15 protein-coding genes are annotated in these 20,243 nt (G+C 36.1%); 6 read left to right on the top strand and 9 right to left on the bottom strand.

Going from position 1 to position 20,243, the window contains the following annotated elements; genetic code table 11:
• Window positions 1-64: 64 nt before the first annotated feature.
• The 3 genes from ACP6PK_RS01685 to hisIE form a co-directional block, all read right to left on the bottom strand.
• Window positions 65-1,531 (bottom strand): alpha-amylase family glycosyl hydrolase, encoded by a 1,467-nt coding sequence (locus ACP6PK_RS01685; protein ID WP_094678479.1) that lies wholly within the window; start codon window positions 1,529-1,531, stop codon window positions 65-67.
• 788 nt (window positions 1,532-2,319) lie between these two features.
• A complete protein-coding gene (gene gntT, locus ACP6PK_RS01690; protein ID WP_426557213.1) occupies window positions 2,320-3,684 on the bottom strand; it encodes a guanitoxin biosynthesis MATE family efflux transporter GntT in 1,365 nt (454 codons plus the stop codon).
• A 342-nt stretch (window positions 3,685-4,026) separates the two neighbouring features.
• The gene (gene hisIE, locus ACP6PK_RS01695) at window positions 4,027-4,695 is read right to left on the bottom strand and encodes a bifunctional phosphoribosyl-AMP cyclohydrolase/phosphoribosyl-ATP diphosphatase HisIE (protein WP_426557215.1); all 669 of its coding nucleotides are present in this window, start codon (window positions 4,693-4,695) and stop codon (window positions 4,027-4,029) included.
• 279 nt (window positions 4,696-4,974) lie between these two features.
• Between hisIE and hemL the strand changes: the two genes are divergently transcribed.
• Entirely contained in the window at window positions 4,975-6,273 is a 1,299-nt protein-coding gene (hemL, locus tag ACP6PK_RS01700; protein ID WP_094678485.1) for a glutamate-1-semialdehyde 2,1-aminomutase, read from the top strand.
• A gap of 554 nt (window positions 6,274-6,827) precedes the next feature.
• On the opposite strand, the gene ACP6PK_RS01705 is transcribed toward hemL, so the two are convergent.
• Window positions 6,828-7,355 (bottom strand): hypothetical protein, encoded by a 528-nt coding sequence (locus ACP6PK_RS01705; RefSeq protein WP_426557217.1) that lies wholly within the window; start codon window positions 7,353-7,355, stop codon window positions 6,828-6,830.
• Between the two features lie 282 nt (window positions 7,356-7,637).
• Between ACP6PK_RS01705 and ACP6PK_RS01710 the strand changes: the two genes are divergently transcribed.
• Window positions 7,638-8,813 (top strand): tetratricopeptide repeat protein, encoded by a 1,176-nt coding sequence (locus ACP6PK_RS01710; protein WP_426557219.1) that lies wholly within the window; start codon window positions 7,638-7,640, stop codon window positions 8,811-8,813.
• A 167-nt stretch (window positions 8,814-8,980) separates the two neighbouring features.
• Entirely contained in the window at window positions 8,981-9,184 is a 204-nt protein-coding gene (locus ACP6PK_RS01715) for a hypothetical protein (protein ID WP_426557221.1), read from the top strand.
• Between the two features lie 203 nt (window positions 9,185-9,387).
• Here the strand turns inward: ACP6PK_RS01715 and ACP6PK_RS01720 are convergent, their stop codons facing one another.
• From ACP6PK_RS01720 to ebsA, 5 genes are all read right to left on the bottom strand, one after another.
• The gene (locus tag ACP6PK_RS01720; RefSeq protein ID WP_426557223.1) at window positions 9,388-9,879 is read right to left on the bottom strand and encodes a YajQ family cyclic di-GMP-binding protein; all 492 of its coding nucleotides are present in this window, start codon (window positions 9,877-9,879) and stop codon (window positions 9,388-9,390) included.
• A gap of 117 nt (window positions 9,880-9,996) precedes the next feature.
• The gene (locus tag ACP6PK_RS01725; RefSeq protein WP_210407749.1) at window positions 9,997-10,416 is read right to left on the bottom strand and encodes an MAPEG family protein; all 420 of its coding nucleotides are present in this window, start codon (window positions 10,414-10,416) and stop codon (window positions 9,997-9,999) included.
• A gap of 13 nt (window positions 10,417-10,429) precedes the next feature.
• On the bottom strand, window positions 10,430-10,933 hold the full coding sequence (locus ACP6PK_RS01730) for a DNA recombination-mediator protein A (RefSeq protein WP_094678509.1): 504 nt from the start codon (window positions 10,931-10,933) through the stop codon (window positions 10,430-10,432).
• A 601-nt stretch (window positions 10,934-11,534) separates the two neighbouring features.
• The gene (locus ACP6PK_RS01735; protein ID WP_094678505.1) at window positions 11,535-12,608 is read right to left on the bottom strand and encodes a phosphotransacetylase family protein; all 1,074 of its coding nucleotides are present in this window, start codon (window positions 12,606-12,608) and stop codon (window positions 11,535-11,537) included.
• A gap of 314 nt (window positions 12,609-12,922) precedes the next feature.
• Window positions 12,923-13,297 carry a type IV pilus biogenesis protein EbsA gene (ebsA, locus tag ACP6PK_RS01740; protein WP_094678503.1) on the bottom strand — a complete coding sequence of 125 codons (375 nt, stop codon included), beginning with the start codon at window positions 13,295-13,297 and terminating at the stop codon, window positions 12,923-12,925.
• Between the two features lie 1,353 nt (window positions 13,298-14,650).
• Between ebsA and ACP6PK_RS01745 the strand changes: the two genes are divergently transcribed.
• From ACP6PK_RS01745 to ACP6PK_RS01755, 3 genes are all read left to right on the top strand, one after another.
• Complete coding sequence (locus ACP6PK_RS01745; protein ID WP_426557226.1) at window positions 14,651-16,174, top strand: glycosyltransferase family 2 protein; 1,524 nt, start codon at window positions 14,651-14,653, stop codon at window positions 16,172-16,174.
• Between the two features lie 1,807 nt (window positions 16,175-17,981).
• Window positions 17,982-19,214 (top strand): ATP-grasp domain-containing protein, encoded by a 1,233-nt coding sequence (locus ACP6PK_RS01750; protein ID WP_426557228.1) that lies wholly within the window; start codon window positions 17,982-17,984, stop codon window positions 19,212-19,214.
• 102 nt (window positions 19,215-19,316) lie between these two features.
• Window positions 19,317-20,219 carry a succinate--CoA ligase subunit alpha gene (locus ACP6PK_RS01755; protein ID WP_426557230.1) on the top strand — a complete coding sequence of 301 codons (903 nt, stop codon included), beginning with the start codon at window positions 19,317-19,319 and terminating at the stop codon, window positions 20,217-20,219.
• Window positions 20,220-20,243 lie beyond the last annotated feature (24 nt).

Here is a 20,243-nt window from a genome sequence, read left to right on the forward strand (position 1 = left end):
AACTTTTATCAAGAAACCCTATTTCTACCCAAGTCCTCAGCTAGTTAAGACACACCGACTACCATTAACTAATATCGAACACATGATAACTCCATGCAGGCACATCCAAATACAGACCTCGTGAAATTAACTTATCTCCCAAGCGATCATAACTAATATCACTCATTAAATCCTGTAGTCGATACCTTTCACCTCTGAGACTCTCAAAAGGAAGTAAAACATAACATTGACTTTGTTGGGGAGCATAATTAACTGTTATTAATAAAAGTCGATCATCTTTTCCTTTCCAGACAAAACAAATAAAATTATTCCATGTGTAATTTCCTTCCCATGCAGCTATACATTCGAGTAACTGCCAATTTCCCTCACGGACAATATCTAAAGCTAAACAATCTAATAATTGATGATAAAATCTCTCTAGGTTGGGAACAGTAGCTTCTTGAGGAGCGTGACATAAGTGCATCGAAATTTTCTGAGACCAACCTTGTAACTGACCTTGATGGAAAAATTTTAAACCAGGGGTAAAATAACTCAAAATGGCAGCAGCTTGATGAACTCTTGGTGGAAAAGTTCCATTTGCCCTCGGTTCATCGTGATTTTCGATAAACCGTGCTAACTTACTTTGAAAATCAACAGCAGCATAAAGATGCAGTCTAACTGGAATTGCCTGCTGTTCCCGGAGGCGATCGTATAACAGTTTGTCATAAGTATAATCAAATCCTAACTGTTGTAGTTCCCATTCCAAATTCCAATACACTTCTGCCATAAAAGTAAAATCTGGATGTTGCTGTTTAACTTGGGAGATGGCATTAGACCAAAATGGTTCCACTGAAATACCCCAAGTCTTCTCAAAAATAGCTGGTAATATTAGCATTGCCATATCGCAGCGAACGCCATCGCACAAATGAGCAACATTGAATAACTCTGCTAACATCGCCTCCTGTAATTTAGGGTTGCTGTAGTTCAGTTGCAAAGTATCAGGCCAACCTGGAAAATAGAGGTCTCTTCCATGAGCAAATATTTGGCTACCTGCTGGCAATTCTACTTGTATATAATTCTGGGGTTCTCGTTCGATATCAGCTTGGGTTCCCTGAATATAAAAGTCAGGATTTGTTTGTACCCAAGGATGGTCGAGGGCAGTATGGTTGGGGACAAAATCAAGCATAAGTTTTAGCCCTCGTTGATGGAGGCGATCGCGCAGTCGCAGCATAGCTTCATTGTCACCCAGGTTTTCATGGATATGATAACCAGTTACCGCAAAACAAGACCCACAAATATAATCTTCTTGAAAGTCATCACCAAAAAGTTCTATAGCTTCTTTTCGCCAATCAGGATTTGCACGAGAAATATCTCGCCCCATTATTCCTGTTTGCCAAACTCCTAAAAAGTACACCCAGTCAAATCCTATGTTTGCTATTTTATCTAGTTCATCATCGGGAATATCATCTAAGGTGGCATGACGACCTAATTTTTGCGATATTTGGTTTAGCCAAACACGGGTGTTAACTTGATATAGGGAAGGATTAATCATATAATTTTATGTCCGGTTTAATAGACATCTCCAGAAAAGAGGGAACAGGGAGAATTCATTAATTGATAATGGATAATTGATAATTACCTCTGGTTAAAACCTTACGGGAATTGAAGGTCGATAAATATCCTAACACTTTTTTTCCCCTATCCAAGGGGAGGCTTCAAGGCGCGAATTATTTAATTATTAATTATTGATAATTCGGTAATTGATAATTTATGGATCAGAATTGATCTGAAAAAGAGGGAACAGGGAACAGGGAACATGGATGAGTCAGGACTCAGGGAGAAGGTATTAAGAGGAGAAATTTTTTTTATCACTAATTAAGCGGACATGATATAATATCAAGTTATCAAGTAGGGTTACAAATGTTAACTTCTCTTGTTGGGTAGCATTCAGCTATTAGTGGTTAGCAAGCAAGCCTCCTGGGTGGTAACTGCGTTAACAGCAAATAACGAATAATTCTTTCTCAGGTTAAAAGACTATACCTTTAGTCATAACTTTTAATTCTCCTTGAAGACTAATTTCTTCTGACAAGATCATCATATTAGTGAGTTAATAACTTATAGCTGATAGCTGTTTAGCGTTCCGCACAACTTTCCGTTCCGGAATGCTCCGCAAACGTTAACGCGGAGCAACATGGAAAGCGGAGCATTCCCTATACGAAAAAGCGCAGCTCTGACCCAGGAGGCAAGAGGCTAGCTGACAGCTGTTTGCGCAGCATTCCGTAGGAAATGCTTACCTTGTTGGAGATTTATGGGTATTGAAAACTATAGCAATATTTACTGTCATCCCTCACCTTGAGCAACAACATTTTCCTCTGACGCCAAAAATAGTTTCTGCACATTTACTTGGACTCCCAGAGTGAATATGAGGGTTAGCATATATAATGTCAGGGCAGCCCATAAGAGATGGGCACTCATAATACTCCAAGCATAGAGAGCTAATGGTAAAAATCCCAAACCAAAAGCAGTTAAAACAGAATTTCGTATTTGCCTTCCTTGTTTGAGACCTATAAAGTATCCTTCTAACATAAAAGCGATCGCTGTTGAGACCAGCAAAGGAAATAACCAAGGAGTATAACTATTGATTGAAGCACTAATCTCACTACTATTTGTGAGTAGTCCAAATACAGTTTCAGGAAAGAAGAAAGAAACTGAAGCAAAAATTAAGGCTATGGGAATACTGTGAAGTGTGGCAACAATGAACACGGGCAAGATTTTTTCTGTCTCACCTTTTCCTTTAAAGTTTCCGATCAATGTCTGTACAGTCATCCCAATACCCTGAATTGAAAATTGACTTAACAGAGCAATTTGTAGAAGTAAACCGTTTTCAACTAAAATATTTGTCCCTATAACTGCACTTAAATTTGTAAATATGGAATAAGTGGAAATTAGAACTAAAAATCGAATCAAGATATTACCTTTAAGAGCAATTGTTGCTTTTAACGCCTGACGATCAAAAAAATCGGCGATCGCTACAGGAATATCTTTCCAGTTAATACTAAGTCCAACGGCAATTAAGGCTACTAATAATGCTAAAATTTGACTTATTGCTGTTGCTAAACCTGCTCCGGTACTTGCCCATTGCCAACGATATATAAATACATAGTCTAGTGCTACATTAGAAATATTAGCGACTAACGACATTAGTAAAACAATGAAATTTTTTTCCCTTCCCAGAAACCAACCAATTAAAACAAAATTTAGTAAAACTGCTGGTGCGCCTAAAATACGAGCGTTGAAATACTCAATTCCTGATGCTTCAATAGTGCTAGAACCACCTAAAATTGCAAATCCCAGTTTTTGGATGGGATATTGCAACAGTAGAATGGTAAATCCTATGGCTAAGGCGATCGCTCCACTCCGCAAAGCTGCCAGCAAAATATCTTTATTATCCTCTCGTCCCACAGCTTCGGAGGTAATAGCATTTGTACTTGTCCGCAAAAATTTTAAAATTCGATACAGATAGTCAAATAAAATAGTAGCTAAAATTACCCCTGCCAAGTACCGTAGGTCGTTTAAATGACCTAGAAACGCACTATCACATAAACCAGCTAAGGGAACCATCATATTAGAAAAAACGCTAATACTGGCAAGTTTGTAAAAGCGGGGTAAGAAACTTTGATATTGAGATGGTAAAGTCAAGTTCATAGATTTCTTGTATATTTAGTTTAGCTATCACAAATAGGAAACCGCTTTAATCAGTTTTAGACTACATTCATTCTAGGGTAAGATTTAAGTTTATTTAAACCATTCAGGACTTACCCATGATGTAGGAAAAACTAGAATTTGAGATTGCTACCCTGTCTGTCGCAATGACAAAAATACTTTGTACTGCCTAAGTCTTACCATTAATTTTTGGGTCTGCATTTATCCAACTGCGGATATAGCAAAGTTATTTGGCATTCGTCAATTAATGTATGATTTTGTAAGACAATCAATAAATTTTATAGCTTTCCAGCATTTTTTCACACCCAAAATGAGCAACGCTACTTATTTATAGTATTTATTTTTTGGTCTACGTTCATCCAACTTCCGATACACATCTCGTAACTCAACATTATGATGTGCTAGAGCCACTAAAGTATGGTAAAATAAGTCGGCCGCTTCCGAAGCGATCGCCTCTTTCTCATCATCCTTACAAGCCATTACCACCTCTGCCGACTCTTCCCCAATTTTCTTAAGAATTTTATTATCTCCTCCAGCAAATAACTTACAAGTATAAGAACCCTCCTGGGGATGGTCACGGCGATCGCTAATTACATCAAAAACTTGAGATAACATATCTGCTGGTGGCTTCACAACCTCTCCATCCACCTGATGAAAACAACTCCTTTCCCCTTTATGACAAGCAATATCCCCCACCTGATCCACTCCTACTAATAAAGTATCGCTATCACAGTCGTAGCGCATCCATTTAATATTCTGAAGATGACCAGAAGTTGCACCCTTATGCCAAAATTCTTGCCGAGAACGACTCCAAAACCAAGTTTGCCCAGTTTCTAGAGTTTTTTGTAATGATTCCTGGTTCATCCAGGCCATCATCAAAACTGTACCATCTAAATAATCTTGAATAATAGCGGGTACAAGTCCCTGTTCATTATAACGAACCTGCTCCACTGGAATCAATTGACCTAAACCTACTGGTTGGGAGATAGACATTATGTGCCCCAAAAAATTTGTTTGTATATTCGGAGTTTAGGATATCTTTTAAGTATTTTCTGAATGTTTAATCTTAAATTTTAATTTGTTTTTGGCTTTTATCATAAAATAAATAAATTGTCAAAAAATCCCTTCATAATTCTCCAAAATTTACTGTAAATATACACTCACTCCAATGATACAATTAACCAAATTATAGATATAGGTTTATATTAATTTGGTGATAATATAAAATCCCCATATTGGGATTGAAATAAACACAAATTCAGGAGACTAAAATTGGTAGTTACTACACTTAATACCACTAAATCCGAAGAAATTTTTGCAGCAGCTCAAAAACTCATGCCAGGGGGAGTTAGTTCTCCGGTCAGAGCATTCAAATCTGTTGGTGGCCAACCAATTGTATTTGATCGGGTTAAGGGAGCTTACATTTGGGATGTTGATGGCAACCAATATATTGACTATGTTGGCACTTGGGGACCTGCTATCTGTGGTCATGCTCACCCAGAAGTATTAAATGCTCTGAAAGAAGTTTTGGAAAAAGGCACAAGTTTTGGCGCCCCCTGTGCTTTAGAAAATACTTTGGCTGAAATGGTTATTGATGCGGTACCAAGCATCGAAATGGTCCGCTTTGTCAACTCTGGTACAGAAGCTTGTATGGCTGTACTGCGTTTGATGCGAGCTTTTACAGGTAGAGATAAAGTAATTAAATTTGAAGGTTGTTATCATGGCCACGCTGATATGTTTCTTGTGAAAGCTGGCTCTGGTGTGGCAACTCTAGGTTTACCAGATTCTCCTGGAGTACCTAAGTCTGTAACTAGCAATACTTTAACTGCTCCTTACAATGATTTGGAGGCAGTTAAGCAACTATTTGCCGAGAACCCTGACCAAATTTCTGGTGTTATCCTGGAACCTGTAGTTGGTAACTCTGGATTTATTACACCAGATGCAGGTTTCTTGGAAGGGTTACGGATGATTACCCAGGATAACGGTGCGTTACTTGTGTTTGATGAAGTGATGACTGGATTTCGTATTGCTTATGGTGGCGCTCAGGAAAAATTTAATGTTACTCCAGATTTGACAACTTTAGGCAAAATTATTGGTGGTGGTCTACCTGTGGGAGCTTATGGCGGTCGTCAGGATATTATGTCGATGGTTGCTCCAGCAGGTCCGATGTATCAAGCGGGTACTCTTTCTGGTAATCCTCTGGCTATGACTGCTGGTATTAAGACTCTGGAATTGCTGCATAAACCAGGTACTTATGAGCAATTAAACAAGATTACTCAGAAACTTGCTGACGGGTTATTGGCTATTGGAAAAGAAATTGGTCTTCCTATTTGTGGCGGGCATATTAGTGCAATGTTTGGTATGTTTTTCCATCAAGGACCTGTTCACAATTATGATGATGCGAAAAAGTCGGATTTGAGTAAGTTTAGCAAGTTCCACCGAGGAATGTTGGAGCGTGGAATTTATTTGGCTCCTTCTCAGTTTGAGGCAGGGTTTACTTCTTTAGCGCATACTGAGGAGGATATTGACCGGACTTTGGCTGCTGCAAAAGAAGTGATGTCTAGTCTTTAAGAGTTTTTTAATGGGTAATGGATGATTTTTCAGTTTTCTATTACCCATCTAAAAGTTGGTTATTTCAGTTATGACCAATCAGTTATCAGTACATTGGGCTGAAGCCATGACCTTGAAATATTGAAGTTTATTCTTTTTTGATTAGATATTTAATCCACATACAGTGAGATAGATAGAAAAAAAACTATAGCGCTACAGTTATGAGTATTTTTCGAGATTTTTTCTGAAGATTTACTCTCGTGATTGAATTAAATATCTTTTCCTTTTTTGATTAGATATTTAATCCACATACAGTGAGATAGATAGAAAAAAACTATAGCGCTACAGTTATGAGTATTTTTCTGGAGGAATTATCAACATTTACCTGACTCAGTCAATTAAATATCCTTTCCTTTTTTGATTAGGAATTGAATCTGAAGTATAGATAAATCAAAACTATAGCGCTACAGTTCTAAGGAATTTTCTCAAATCCTTCTCAAAATCTAGCCTAGTAGGTGAATTAAATAGTGAATTAAATATATTTTCCTTTTTTGATTAGGGGCAAATATAGCCAATTATAAGTATTTTTTTACGAATTCTTGATAAATAGATACTTTATCTACTGCCTCTGATAAAGAGATATCATAGATTGCTGCCATCGTAGCTATTAACTGCCTATGAACACCTTCAACCAACTTCAAATTTTGCTCAAACTCACTAGCTGTGGACAACCAAAATTCTTCACGAGCTTTGAATAAAGGTGTATAATCATAGTCAACATCAAAATCTTTAATAAATTCTACTGTAGGAATAATAATAAATCTATCTCTGATATCATTAAATTTTGCCTCCTTCCAAATACGTTCTTTAGTAGACAAAATTTTAGGACATCCTACATCATACTCATACTTTTTCTTAGGCGTAAAAACCTTTCCTGTTTCATTAACGTCAACCTTTAGCATCTCAAACAACTCTTCTCTTTTCTTCTTTTCAGGTGGCTTTGTTACATCACCCAAAGGAATAAGAATATTGCGTTTTTCCGCAATATAGTTTCGGATGGCTACATAAGTAGAGGGATATAGATGAAAGCCAAGTGACATCATATAATCTTGAAGCCAGCAAAGTTATATTATTTGTAGCATCAGAATCATTTCCATAAACAACTGTAATAAAATATTTTGTCGTCAATGTGGAAGGTATCATCATGCTAGAAATTAATATGGGAAGTGTAATCTCCTCATTTTCTAGCCTAGTCATTTGTTGTACCAAGTTTTCGAGTTGTTGGGCTAAAAGCATTTTGCTGGCATTCTTCGTTTCCTTCCATACCATACTACAATATAATAAAAGTTTATACTTTGAAAGGAAGATTTTAATTAATCAAACCAATGGTTCGCAGAATTTGGCAATGGCTGAAAAGTTTATGGGAAAAATTTTTAGGATTATTCTCTCAAGTCCAAACTAACCCTTCAGAAACTCAACCACTATCTCAGTCTCTCCCACCTTTAACAGATACAGATTATGATTTTCTGTTCGGTCAACTTTTAGAAGGTATTGCTCAAGGTTGGTCTTCCGAAAGAGTAAAGAATTTTTTTGACGACCTGGGAGAACGAGGTAAACCTGAACTTTGGGAGGAATGGCTAAAACGATTTGGAGAAAGATTATTAGCATCCCCGAAACCTAATGATCAGTTAGCTCAGAGAATGGTTAGGTTTGCTCACTTGACTCGATCGCTCCCTTCTCTACAATCTCTAGGAAATCTGGCTAATAATATTGGTAGTGAACTTTTAAGTCGGGATGATAGTGGAGCAATTTGGGAATATGATGGACCTGATGCTGGTGTCTCCCCTCCTCCTCAACCATCTTTAACAGAAAATCAAGAAAATGAAGCTTTGGAAAATTTAGTAGTTAAGCTTCAGGAAAATCCTAATTTATTAGCAACTGTTGCGCAACAGTTAGGTATACAGACTAGCGACCCAAGAGTAGTTATTCAAGCAATGGTTAGTCAGCTTGGGGTGGGAGTGGAAAATCAACAACAGTCTGCCGAGCAAAGTTCGGAAATATTTGCTCAGTTAGGTTTGGAGCAAGCAAAAGCTGGAGATTTAGCTGGAGCAGTTGATAGTTGGGAAAGTGCTTTGGCTTTGAAGCCTAATTATCATCAAGTTTGGTACAATCGAGGCAAGGCATTGGTACAGTTAGAAAGATGGTCTGAAGCCATCGCCAGCCATGACAAGGCTTTAGAAATTAAGTCTGATGATTATTTGGCTTGGAATAACCGTGCTGAAGCTTTGGGAAAATTGGGGAGATGGGAGGAGGCGCTATCTAGTTGTGATAAAGCTTTAGAAATTAAGGGAAATTATTATTTAGCTTGGTATAATAAGGCTAATTTTTTGGTTAGTTTGGGAAATTTGACAGAAGCAGTTAATTGCTATGACAAGGCATTAGAAATTAAGTCTAATTTTTATGATGGTTGGAATGAGAAAGGAAATGTTTTGAGAGATTTGGGTTTGATGGAAGAGGCTAATAAAAGTTGGGAAAGGGCAAGGGAAATTAAATCTGGATAGGCAGAAAAAAAGGGCTTGCATATTTGCTGGATGAATTAGGGAGTGTGGGAGGAATTATATATATTTTATTTACCCATTGGAATTATAGTTTTAGAGAAAGAGGAAATACAAAGATTAATCCCTTAGTTCAGTAACGCTAAAAAAAGATTTGTGTTAAATGTATAAAAATGTCAAAAAATAACAAACAAGAAGATACTTCTCTATTGCAAGCCTGGCAGAAAAAAATTCAAGACGCTAATCTTAATAATATATTTTGTCATTGTCATAGCTGTGAATATGAATGGGTAGATTCATCCTGGGAAAAAATATGCCCTAATTGCAATAGTACCCATATTGAGCGTATTTCTTGTTGGCAATTTCCTGATGATTAATTAGAATTTATTCAAAAAATATTTTGGTAAGATTAGGACTCAGAAGTTAGAAGAAATTGGAATTTAGAGGAGAGTAAATATTTTTTGTTTGTTCCCTACTCCCCCACTCCCTTACTCCTCTACTCCCTTACTCCCTTACTCCCTATTCCCTATTCCCTATTCCCTATTCCCTACTCCCTACTCCCTACTCCCTACTCCCTCTTCTAACGATAATTAGTAAATTGTAATGGCATGGGAAAATCTTCTGCTTTTAACCTTTGCATTACTGTTTGTAATTCATCTTTAGACTTACCAGAAACTCTCACAGCATCACCTTGAATAGATGCTTGAATTTTTTTAAATTCATCCTTAATTAACTTAGTAATTTTTTTAGCATTTTCTTGACTAATACCTTTTTGCAGCTTAACTTCTTGTCTAACTCTACTGCCACTAGCAGATTCAACTTTACCAAAATCAAATATCTTTAACGATAAATTCCGTTTAGCTGCCTTAGTTTGTAAAACAGTATGAACCGCATCTAAACTAAATTGACTACTCGTATTAATCGTAATAGTATCTTCGCCTAATTCTAATGTTGTATTAGAATCTTTCAAGTCATAGCGAGCTTTAATTTCTCGCTCTGCTTGGTCTATAGCATTCACTAATTCTTGTCTATCAAAATCGCTAACTATATCAAATGATGATGTAGATGCCATAACTTTTATTAGATATTATTTTGATTGTACTTAATAAAAATTCCTAAGTTCCTATGCCAAATTAATTACAGATCCTATTGACTTCCTGTTCCCTATTCCCTGAGTTCTGGAAGAAGTCTAACTATTGACACTAATTAAACTTAGAATAAACAAAATAGCTGTACCAGAAGAACTAATAACAAACATGAGCGATCGCCCTATAGGTACATCCAAAATATAAAAGATCGAATAAAAAAATCGTCCAATCACAAAAGCTACTGCTGCTCCTATAGCTAACACAGAATCTTGTTCTGTCAAATAAGCCATAAAAGAAGCTGTTGCAAATAAAAGAAAAGTTTCAAAAGAATTTTGATGTGCCCAAGTTGCCCTCTTAGCATAATCAGGCAATTTCTCAAACAAAGCACGAGGCGCACCCAAATCATAGCCTACTTTAACACGACCGTAGGCTACTACTAAAAAAGGTGCGTAAACTAGGATTGCTCCTATTACGATGGCATCAAGTAAAATAGATGGTGCTGGTAACTCCAACAAACTCATTTTTTTAGGAAAATTAATCTAGGTAGAACAAAGTTACTACTTTACGTTGTTCTTCTGCATCTTGACAAGTCTTCAATAAAGTATGACTTTCGTGAAAAGCAAAACAAATCAACTGTTGGCATCGAGAAACAATTTCTTGGTTACAAATAGAACTTGCTTCAGCTAAAGATAATTGATCATTTTTAGGATTTTCCACCAAATGAATGACCTTCTCCAATTCTTGGCGAGATTCTCTTGGTTGCCGTTTCAGACTTTGAGGTAAAATAACCGTAACCAAATTAGGGTCACCCCTCATTGCACCTCGAACTGCTGCTAAATTAGTACCTGTTGCACCTGATGTAATAATATGATTTGAACCTAATACCAAAGCATAACTTACCAACTCAATTAATTGTTGATGAGTAATAGGAACATGACGAGAACCCAACACAGCAATTCTTTTAGAACCTGTTTGTTGGATTGCTAAAAGTTCCTGTAAAAAATCATCTACCTTGGGTATATCAATTGATTGACTCAAAGATTTTATCTATATGTAATAAAACTGCCAAAGGGATTATAGCAATTAAATATATTTTTGTACATTATATTTTGTAGGAAAAATCACAATTGAGTCCAAAAAATTAATCATATAGAAACATCAGGATGTGCAAAAGCTTTGGAACAACCAGCCTGAGAATTTCCCCTTACTCCCCTTCCCATTATTTCCGGTATAGTACCCCCTGGATTAAAAGGGTCTTTATATAGGAATGGACTTGCCAGATTATCACGCAATGGACAACAGGTAGGACATTGATTTGATAGAGATGGGGCTATCCTAGCTCTCAGTTCATAAACCAAGAGTAGATATTAGAAAATAAATGTTTGGGGTCATCAATCGTTTCGACTATCAAACCAATAGTCTCACTACAGTAAACTTATCATCTAACTGCTACCCAACTGAAGACCCCCAGAAAGCAAGGATCTTAACAGTTATATTTGACAGTCAGTATAACCGTAGTGAGGTTTGGATATTTGATGAAATGCCAATTAGATGCCAAACCTGTTTGTTGGTTAGCATTACCCAAGGTTATACCAATGGGTTTTCATGGTATCTGAAATCAAGACCAATAATTTCTTCGCTATGTTCCTAGCTGAAAATGATTGAACAAGCGTTCAAAATCAAAATTTTGTGCCATTAGTCTTTTAACACATTCTACTTTGACAGGTTCATGTAGACGAACACTACCAAAGGTTCGATCTATAATTTCCACAGTAGATAGGGTATCATAGTCCACTGACAAAACAGGTACTTCTACATCCTCCGCACGACGCAGCACTAACTCATCAGGTGGAAGTTGCCCAGTTAAAATTAGACAATGGGTTGAAGTTTCTAAAGCTGCTAGCTGAATGTCTGTCCGATCGCCCCCCGTAACTACTGCCATATTTGTAGCCTTACGGAAATATTTGATCGCTGCACTAACATTCATTGCACCAATAGTCAAGCTTTCTACCATTAAATTCAGGCGGTCAGGGCGACAAAGCACCTGAGCTTTTAATTGCTTAACTAATTCTTCAACTGTGACACTGCGTAGGAGACTGCTTCTAGGCAATATTCCTAATACAGGTATATTCCTTGCTTCCAGAAAAGGTTTTACTACTTTAGTTACTGTTTCTTGTGCTACTATTGGGACATCATTAATAACTACACCTAGAAGAGAACTACCTAAACGTTGTTTAGCTGAGAGTAAAGAGTCTATATAAGAATGTGAATTTGGACGAGTTACCAAAATTACAGAAGCATGAAGAACTTCGGCAACTTGTGGCAGTGATAATTCAAACAGACTACCCTCATCTAAGTTACTAGGTCCCTCTAATATTACTAAAGCTTCTCCCTTTACCTGTAAATATTGGGCTAGAGATTTTTGATAATCTGTTTTGTCTTCTCCCAGCAACCGCTTATCTATGGTACTTTCGTCCAGCATCAACAAAGTTGGTCGAATACCATTTTCTGAAAGCTTGAGAGTGTCAGTTATAAACTGCACATCAGCATCTGTCGGAATAGATGTTGGAGTTAAACAGTTTCCCACAGGTTTTCCATAGGCAATACTTATACCTTGCCCTTGTAACTCATGGGCTACTCCTAAAGTAATTGTAGACTTGCCACTGTAAGGTTCAGTCGATCCAATTAGCAAATAATTTGCAGATTTTGGCACATCCTCACTCCTGCAATTAATGAACTTTTGGAAATTATCGCATTTTTAGGGCAAGTATTCCTGTTTATATCTCCAACCTAGGATATATAGCGGTACGGGCAAGTCAAAAGTCATGCCTTCAAAAGTCAAAAATAATCCCTGACGCTCGTTTGAGCATTTATCAATGTCCTAACCATAATGGGTAGTGCTATAAAATCTTTTTTCAGGATATATAACAAACATTATAGTGGATTTAGTACAATAGGTCCAAAGTTAGGAGTAAGGTGAAATATTATTTTCAAGGGTTAGTCTTAGAAGTGACTCTCAAACCTCAATTACTCGTAGCGGAGTAACTTTCCGTAGAAAGTCTTAGAAAAATCAATTATGCGAGTTCTGTTATAATTCAGTAAGACATCGATTAAAAAATCAACAAACTCATAACTAGCCATCATAATTTCATAGCTGAGTTCTTGATTACCATCAAACTGCATTCTGCAACGAGTTATGTCTGCAGGTAATATAGAAACATTCCAGGTAATAACAAAAGGAATATTTTCGCCTCCTTCTATATTTCTTGCTCCTTCTAAATTTTTTTGTTTGTATAGGCTAATAGCATGACCTAAATATTTACGTCTTTTTTCTGTGTAATATGGAGCATAAACAGCTATTTCTCCCTTTTCGGCTGGCTTTAATTGATTAATTTGTGGCATCCTATTCTATAATCTCCGTAATAAATACTATCCATCAAAACCTAGTTTTTTTCTGTTTATATAACTAGGAAATTTAGCAAGTATATGTATAATGATTATATTTCAGATCTGAGCTGATATAGCTATCATCCTAGAATTCTCTTATGTTATTAAAGTCTGAGAATTCACCCCTTTAAATGAAAAAAAGCGGTCGTTTTGCACCAGCAAAACGCAAACCCACTTCGCCTTGTCGCCGACTTAAATTGCGGAGTGGATCTGCAAAAGAGTGTTAGAGCAGTATATCCAATCTACCAAGATAAAAGAAAAATTTTTCCTTTGCGTCAATCCTCTCTTTTTTAAGGATAGGGAATTGTTTTCCTGCTGAATGCTACCCAAACCACCGTCGCCGACATTAAAATTTTTAATTGCTGAACAAGTCAGATTAGACCTTCGATAAATTGTAAAAATTAAACCTTTTTTCGTCTCTTTTTTCCATACTTATATCACCTATAACCCAGAACCGATATTCTTTATTTCGTGACCGTAGCAATATTTTATGAAATTCCTATTATAGATTGAATTAAATAATGATAGCTGAAAATCAGGATATAGCAGATTTGGGGATAAAGATTAAAAAGAGTAACTATGTCTTATATAGCAATTCCCATCTTGGTGAAGTACAAAATTCTAGGTTTGAGGGAACACTTAACTGGGAATAGAAAAGAAATTAAAGAGCTTATGTACCTCATAAGCTTGAGAAACCCTATAGCAATTTCCAAAAAGAATATTAGACTTGATCAATACTTCAGTTATTAAGTAATAAGTAAGCTTCAGTCATTTTTTTAATGATTATCGGCATTAAGCCAAGATATCTTATGTCTAATAACCATACTTCCTCCGACCTACTCCCAAGGAGATTTAGCAACAATGCATGAGATTTGCTATTAGATCAAGCTATTGGATGAGAGTAACTTTCCCATTCCTAGAAATCAAATCATTCCAACAAATTTATCACTTAAGCACAACACTAGATATATGAAAAAATAACTATTAATCTGTAAAAATAGTTTTGACAACTAACCAATTGTCAAAAGAATTACCCCAGAATTACCCCTAAATCAAGCTTACAAAAATTTATCTATTATTTCCAAGTTGACAGACCCCTATAGCATCTAATATATAGATTAGCTTACAACTATAAAGAGATGTAAGTCCTGAAATTATCAAAAACTAAAATTCTCAACCCAAAACTCCTCTAAACCTAGACTCCAGAGGTAAAAAGACCATCTTTATAGTTTTTTAAGGCAGAATTAGGTTAGTCTCTTAAACATAAGAAAATTATTAGTGGTTGGATCTTTTAAGATTAGTTGAATTATGCCCGACAGTTCTTGGCCAAAAAACGATTACTATCAGGAAACCCAAATTTATCAAAACCATGACTCAGATAATGAACAGCAAAATTATCAGGCATCAGAACAACAGAAAAGTTCAGATACTAACCAAATAGAGCAAGAAACGGAAGTTGTCGAAACAAAGCTCAGTCATCAGAATATTTACGATGGTCGTGGTCGTAGACGTAAAGCAGCATTTATGCTATCGCTGATCTGGACTACTACTATCATCCTGCATTTGCTGTCCTGGGGATACTGGATAATTCTGGGTTTGACAGGTTTACTATCAGTTCAACTTTTGAGAATACTATTTGCTAAACCAAAACTAGCTCCAAAACCTCTATCAGAAGAAAATTTAGCACAATGGCCTTATATATCTCTGTTAGTAGCAGCTAAAAACGAAGAAGCTGTAATTAGCAAATTGGTAAAAAATATCTGTGCTTTGGATTATCCTACTAATAATTATGAGCTGTGGGTAATAGATGACAATAGTACAGATAGTACCCCTGTATTGTTAGAAAAGTTGTCTCAGGAATATCAACAGCTAAAAGTGATTAGAAGAGGTCCAGATGCTGGGGGTGGTAAGTCAGGCGCTCTAAATACTGCTGTACCTTTTGTGAGGGGAGAAATTGTAGGAGTATTTGATGCAGATGCAGAGGTAACACCCGATTTACTCCGAAAGGTAGCACCACTTTTTGATAGGGAAAAAGTAGGAGCAGTACAAGTAAGAAAAGCGATCGCTAATTCAGGTCTAAATTTTTGGACAAAGGGACAATCTTCAGAAATGGTCCTAGATGGTTTTTTTCAGGAACAGCGAATTGCCATTGGTGGGATTGGAGAACTGAGAGGAAATGGCCAGTTCGTGCGTCTGAATGCTTTAGAAGAATGTGGTGGGTGGAATGAAGAAACTATTACTGATGATTTAGATTTAACTATTCGTCTACATCTAAATCAATGGGATATAGATTTTATGGCTTTTCCAGCGGTAATGGAAGAAGGAGTGACTAACTCTATAGCTTTGTGGCATCAACGTTCCCGATGGGCCGAAGGAGGATATCAGCGCTATCTAGACTACTGGAAATTGATTTTGCGTAACCGGATGAGATTTGGTAAAACTTGGGACTTATGGCAATTTTTGGTAACACAATATCTAATATCAGTTGCTGCTGTCCCTGATTTTTTGATGTCAATAATCTTACGTCGTTTACCAATAACCAGTCCCTTAGCTGTGTTTACTGTGATGGTGTCCTTGTTAGGAATGTTTATTGGTTTACGTCGAACTCGGAAACGAGAAAGAAGTTTAGCACAAGAGGAAAAGGGAATGGAGTTGGCTTTGAGAAAAGAACATCCATTGTCTTTATTTGTGACTTTCCTAGAAAGTGTGCGGGGAACTTTTTATATGTTGCATTGGTTTGTGGTTATGGGTGTTACGATTGGTCGAATGTCTATATTACCTAAGCGACTAAAATGGGTAAAAACGGTTCATAGAGGTGATGGGGAAAGTTAACAGTTGGGGATAGTACCGTTTCATGGAAGTCAGAAGTCGGAAGTTATAAGTCAGAAGTTATATTTGCGATTACTAAAAATTTTGACAATACAATAGTTTCAGGCAATTATTTGACATTTTAAAGTTTGAAACTGTTTGTGACATCCTTAAAATAAATCGGTATAACTACTAAAGCATATAGATTTTACCCAAGTTCTCAAATATTTTCTCACTGTGGGCATAAATAGAAAATGCTTTTTTAGTTGAGGCTTTATAAATTTGCAGAATGTGATTTTTAAATGGACATAGACTTTAATGCTGTTCTTAATTTAGAAAACAATGTGGATCAATAGGTAGAGTTCCCAAGCAGAATTAGCCTAGGTCATTTCAGTTATCAGTTATCAGTTAACAGTTAACAGTTATCAATTAACAGTACCTCTGGCTAAACCCAGAGGCTTGAAATACTGAAGTTTATTTTTTTCATCCCCTTAAAAGGGGAGGCTTGAGACCTTATTTTTTGGTCAATAATAACTTTACAGAGTGTAGTCTTTGGGTCTCATAGAAGCAGGAATGGAGTTGCTAAAGCTCAAAATTGTATTTTGGGAGATTGCTGTCCTAAAGAGATACTCTGCAAATGCTTCCCTGGCAACCTTAGGGTTGGGGTAAGTTTAGAGCTGCTTTGTTAACTTAGCTGTTAACTCTCCATTCCACAGGAAAAGTCGGATTTTATAGCAGTCGAAGCAAAGTTTAGGACACTACTAAATTCTCTCTCCTCAGTTTAGAAATGACTTCTGACTTATAATTTCTGAGTTGCGTGTAGCGCTATACCTAGCTCTCAGGAATTTATGCTCCAATGAAGCATAACTCACAAAACCAAAATCTAGCAAGGGATTAAACTTTTTAATATTTACTTAATAAATCAACTATTAGTAGAACGCTTATTATTTATTATCAAACAGGATTGGGTCGCGCAACCCCCCCCCTTGATTGGCGAAATGTTTTTGGAGGGTTGCTCAAAATTCCTATTACCAAAACAACTCCTGACTCCTAACTTATGACTTCTGACTTGTTTTGATAGTGATTTTACAAGTGGCTATAGCTATTGATAATGTCTTTAACAGATTAATATGGCAGTTTATATAGCAATTATAGTAGTTTAACTTAAAAATGAGACGTTTTTTCGTCTGAAACTCCCTCATAGCAAGGAAGCTTTGTCTCAATCTAAAGTGAAATGACTATATATTTCTAAGTTGTGAAATTTCAGTTTTCTGTTACAAAAATTAGATTAAACAATGCTACAAAACTGTAGTTATTAGGAACAGCTTAACTAGGAAAAGGGAACAGAGACATAAAAAATAGAGAAAATAGAGAAAATAAAGATTTAATTGTGATAATTACTTCTCTATTTGTAGCAAATATGCCCGCAAATTGCTATGATTGAATAAAAATAGTTGTAGTCAAAGTTATAGGCATAACAATTGTTAAGGTTAAGAATTGCTATACTTGAATGATGTTTATTTTTTGATGTCCATAACAAAAATGAGTTATAAAAATTCAATTGCTAGAAAAAGCTCAAAGGATCAAAAAAAATTGGAAAAACTGGATGATTGATGGAGCAATTTATGGGTGATAGGAATTATTATACTCCTTCAATAATATTAAGAAACTTAGCATTATTAATGACTATTTTATCTGCAAGTATTTGGTAATTTCAGTTATCAGTTATCAGTTGTCAAGTATAGCTGCAAAATTTATCAAAATCTTGGGAATGCTCAAATGAAATCTCCCAAAAAATTATGAACTAGAGCAAATCAAAGATTAAGTGGATATGGATTTATTAGAATATCAAGCAAAGGCATTGTTTAGTGAGATGGGAATACCTGTTTTGCCATCTCAAAGAATAGATTATCCTAAAGATTTAAAAAGATTAAAAATACCCTATCCAGTGGTACTTAAGTCTCAAGTTCATACTGGGGAAAGAAATAGTTTAGGCGGAATTAAATTTGTTGAAAATACAATTGATGCTGTGGCAGCAGCTCAGACAATTTTTAATTTGCCAATTAAAGATGAGTATCCAGAAGTTTTGTTGGCAGAGGCAAAATATAATGCTGACCAGGAATTATATTTGGCAGTTGTTTTAGACCCAATAGTACGTCGCCCTGTACTTCTTGGTTCAGCACAAGGGGGTATTGATACAGAAACAGCTATGAAAAATATGCAGCAGGTGGTTGTTAATCAAGAATTTTCCCCTTTTTATGCACGTCGTTTAATGGTAAAAATTGGACTGCAAGGAAAACTGATAGAATCAGTGAGCCATATAGTAGAAAAAATGTATCAATTATTTGTTGAAAAGGATTTAGATTTGGTAGAAATTAATCCTCTTGGTATTAGTCCGAGAGGAGAAGTAATGGCTTTAGATGGTAAGGTTAGTGTTAATGATTATGCTCTAGGTCGTCATCCAGATTTGGTGAGTTTAGTTGGCAAAAATATTAGTAATAATCATGAAATTCAACAGGAACAATTAAAGGGAATAGATAACAATTCGGCTTTGGTGACGAGTAATATTAATGGTCTTAGTAGTGAAAAAATAATTCCAGATTATCGACTGAAATTGACAGAATTACAGGGGAATATAGGGATTTTATGCAATGGTGAAGGTTTAACAATGACTACTGTTGATTTGGTCATGCAAGCTCAGGGAAAACCAGCTAATTTTCTTAATATTAAGTTGGGTGATTATTTGGAAGTAAAGGATAGTTTGCGATCGCAAATGTTTACTGCTTTGGATTTAGTTAGTAAAAAAGAAAATGTTAAGGTAGTTTTGATAAATGTTATAGGTATAGTTCAGACAAGCGATGAGTTGATTACTATAATATATGAATATTTGAATAATTTCAAAAGTATAGACCAGAAAAAAAATTCGTTTGTACTGCGTTTATTAGGAGGTAGAATTAGCAGAGCTAGGGAACGTTTATCAGGTCTACCAGTAGAGGTTATGGAAAACTTAGAGGATGCAGTTAATAAGGCTGTTTCTCTATCGAAAGAAGGGAGTAGGGAGTAGGGAGTAGGGAAGTAGAAAATAAGAAAAATAACTGTACTTCATAACTGTGGGAATTGCTATATCAATTATCAATTATCCATTATCAATTATCAATTATTTAAGATGAATTTAACTCAAGATAGCAAAGTCATAGTTCAGGGTGTGACAGAAAAAATATCTACCCAGATAGCCTTAATGATGAAGTCTTGTGGCACAAATGTGGTAGCGGGTATTAGTCCTGGAGAAGGGGGAAAAGAATGGCATGGTATTCCTGTTTTTAGTTTGGTAGAGCAAGCAGTGGCAAAGGTGGGTATAATTGATACCACGGTGATAGTTATGCCTGCTTATCAGGTATTGGATGCTGCTTTAGAGGCGATCGCTTCGGGTCTTAAACAAATTGTGATTGTTACAGAAGGGGTGCCTCCCCTAGATATGGTCAAGCTATTGAGAAAAGCTGAGGCTACAGAAACTCTGATTGTTGGACCTAACTGTGCGGGTATTATTGTACCAGATCGGTTGTTAGTAGGTACTCATCCGACTCAGTTTTATACTCCAGGTCCAATTGGTATTATCAGTCGCAGTAATACTCTTACTTATGAAGTTGCCTGGGAACTAACAAAGTCAAGGTTGGGGCAGTCTATTTCTGTGAGTCTTGGTTGCGATCCAATTGTTGGTTCTTCTTTTCTCCAGTGGTTACAAATATTAGATGAGGATGAGCGTACAGAGTTAATTGTTTTGATAGGAGAGGTTGAGGGTGCAAGTGAAGAAATAGCAGCTTCTTATATTTCAGAAACAATTGATAAACCTGTAGTTGCTTATATTTCTGGTACTTATTCTCCCATAAATCAGAATTATAGTCATGCTAATAGTTTAATTAGTGCTAGGGTTGCTGGTGAAAAATATGATTATAATGGTGAGATTGAAAGTAAAATTGCAGCTTTTGAAGCAGTTAAAATACCAGTAGCAAAACGACCTTCTGACATCCCAAGTTTAGTGAGAAATTCACTGCAAAAGAAGTATATTTAATTTCTATTTTGATAAATTGATACG

Origin of the sequence: Dapis hubbardiae BLCC-M172 (genome assembly GCF_050016015.1) — a bacterium.
In the GTDB taxonomy this organism is placed as follows: domain Bacteria; phylum Cyanobacteriota; class Cyanobacteriia; order Cyanobacteriales; family Microcoleaceae; genus Trichodesmium.

Excerpts from the sequence above, each read along its gene's own strand:
- ACP6PK_RS01685 (WP_094678479.1), bottom strand. The coding sequence starts at position 1,531 with ATGATTAATCCTTCCCTATATCAAGTTAACACCCGTGTTTGGCTAAAC.
- gntT (WP_426557213.1), bottom strand. The coding sequence starts at position 3,684 with ATGAACTTGACTTTACCATCTCAATATCAAAGTTTCTTACCCCGCTTT.
- hisIE (WP_426557215.1), bottom strand. The coding sequence starts at position 4,695 with ATGTCTATCTCCCAACCAGTAGGTTTAGGTCAATTGATTCCAGTGGAG.
- ACP6PK_RS01705 (WP_426557217.1), bottom strand. The coding sequence starts at position 7,355 with ATGATGTCACTTGGCTTTCATCTATATCCCTCTACTTATGTAGCCATC.
- ACP6PK_RS01710 (WP_426557219.1), top strand. The coding sequence starts at position 7,638 with ATGGTTCGCAGAATTTGGCAATGGCTGAAAAGTTTATGGGAAAAATTT.
- ACP6PK_RS01715 (WP_426557221.1), top strand. The coding sequence starts at position 8,981 with ATGTCAAAAAATAACAAACAAGAAGATACTTCTCTATTGCAAGCCTGG.
- ACP6PK_RS01720 (WP_426557223.1), bottom strand. The coding sequence starts at position 9,879 with ATGGCATCTACATCATCATTTGATATAGTTAGCGATTTTGATAGACAA.
- ACP6PK_RS01725 (WP_210407749.1), bottom strand. The coding sequence starts at position 10,416 with ATGAGTTTGTTGGAGTTACCAGCACCATCTATTTTACTTGATGCCATC.
- ebsA (WP_094678503.1), bottom strand. The coding sequence starts at position 13,297 with ATGCCACAAATTAATCAATTAAAGCCAGCCGAAAAGGGAGAAATAGCT.
- ACP6PK_RS01745 (WP_426557226.1), top strand. The coding sequence starts at position 14,651 with ATGCCCGACAGTTCTTGGCCAAAAAACGATTACTATCAGGAAACCCAA.
- ACP6PK_RS01750 (WP_426557228.1), top strand. The coding sequence starts at position 17,982 with ATGGATTTATTAGAATATCAAGCAAAGGCATTGTTTAGTGAGATGGGA.
- ACP6PK_RS01755 (WP_426557230.1), top strand. The coding sequence starts at position 19,317 with ATGAATTTAACTCAAGATAGCAAAGTCATAGTTCAGGGTGTGACAGAA.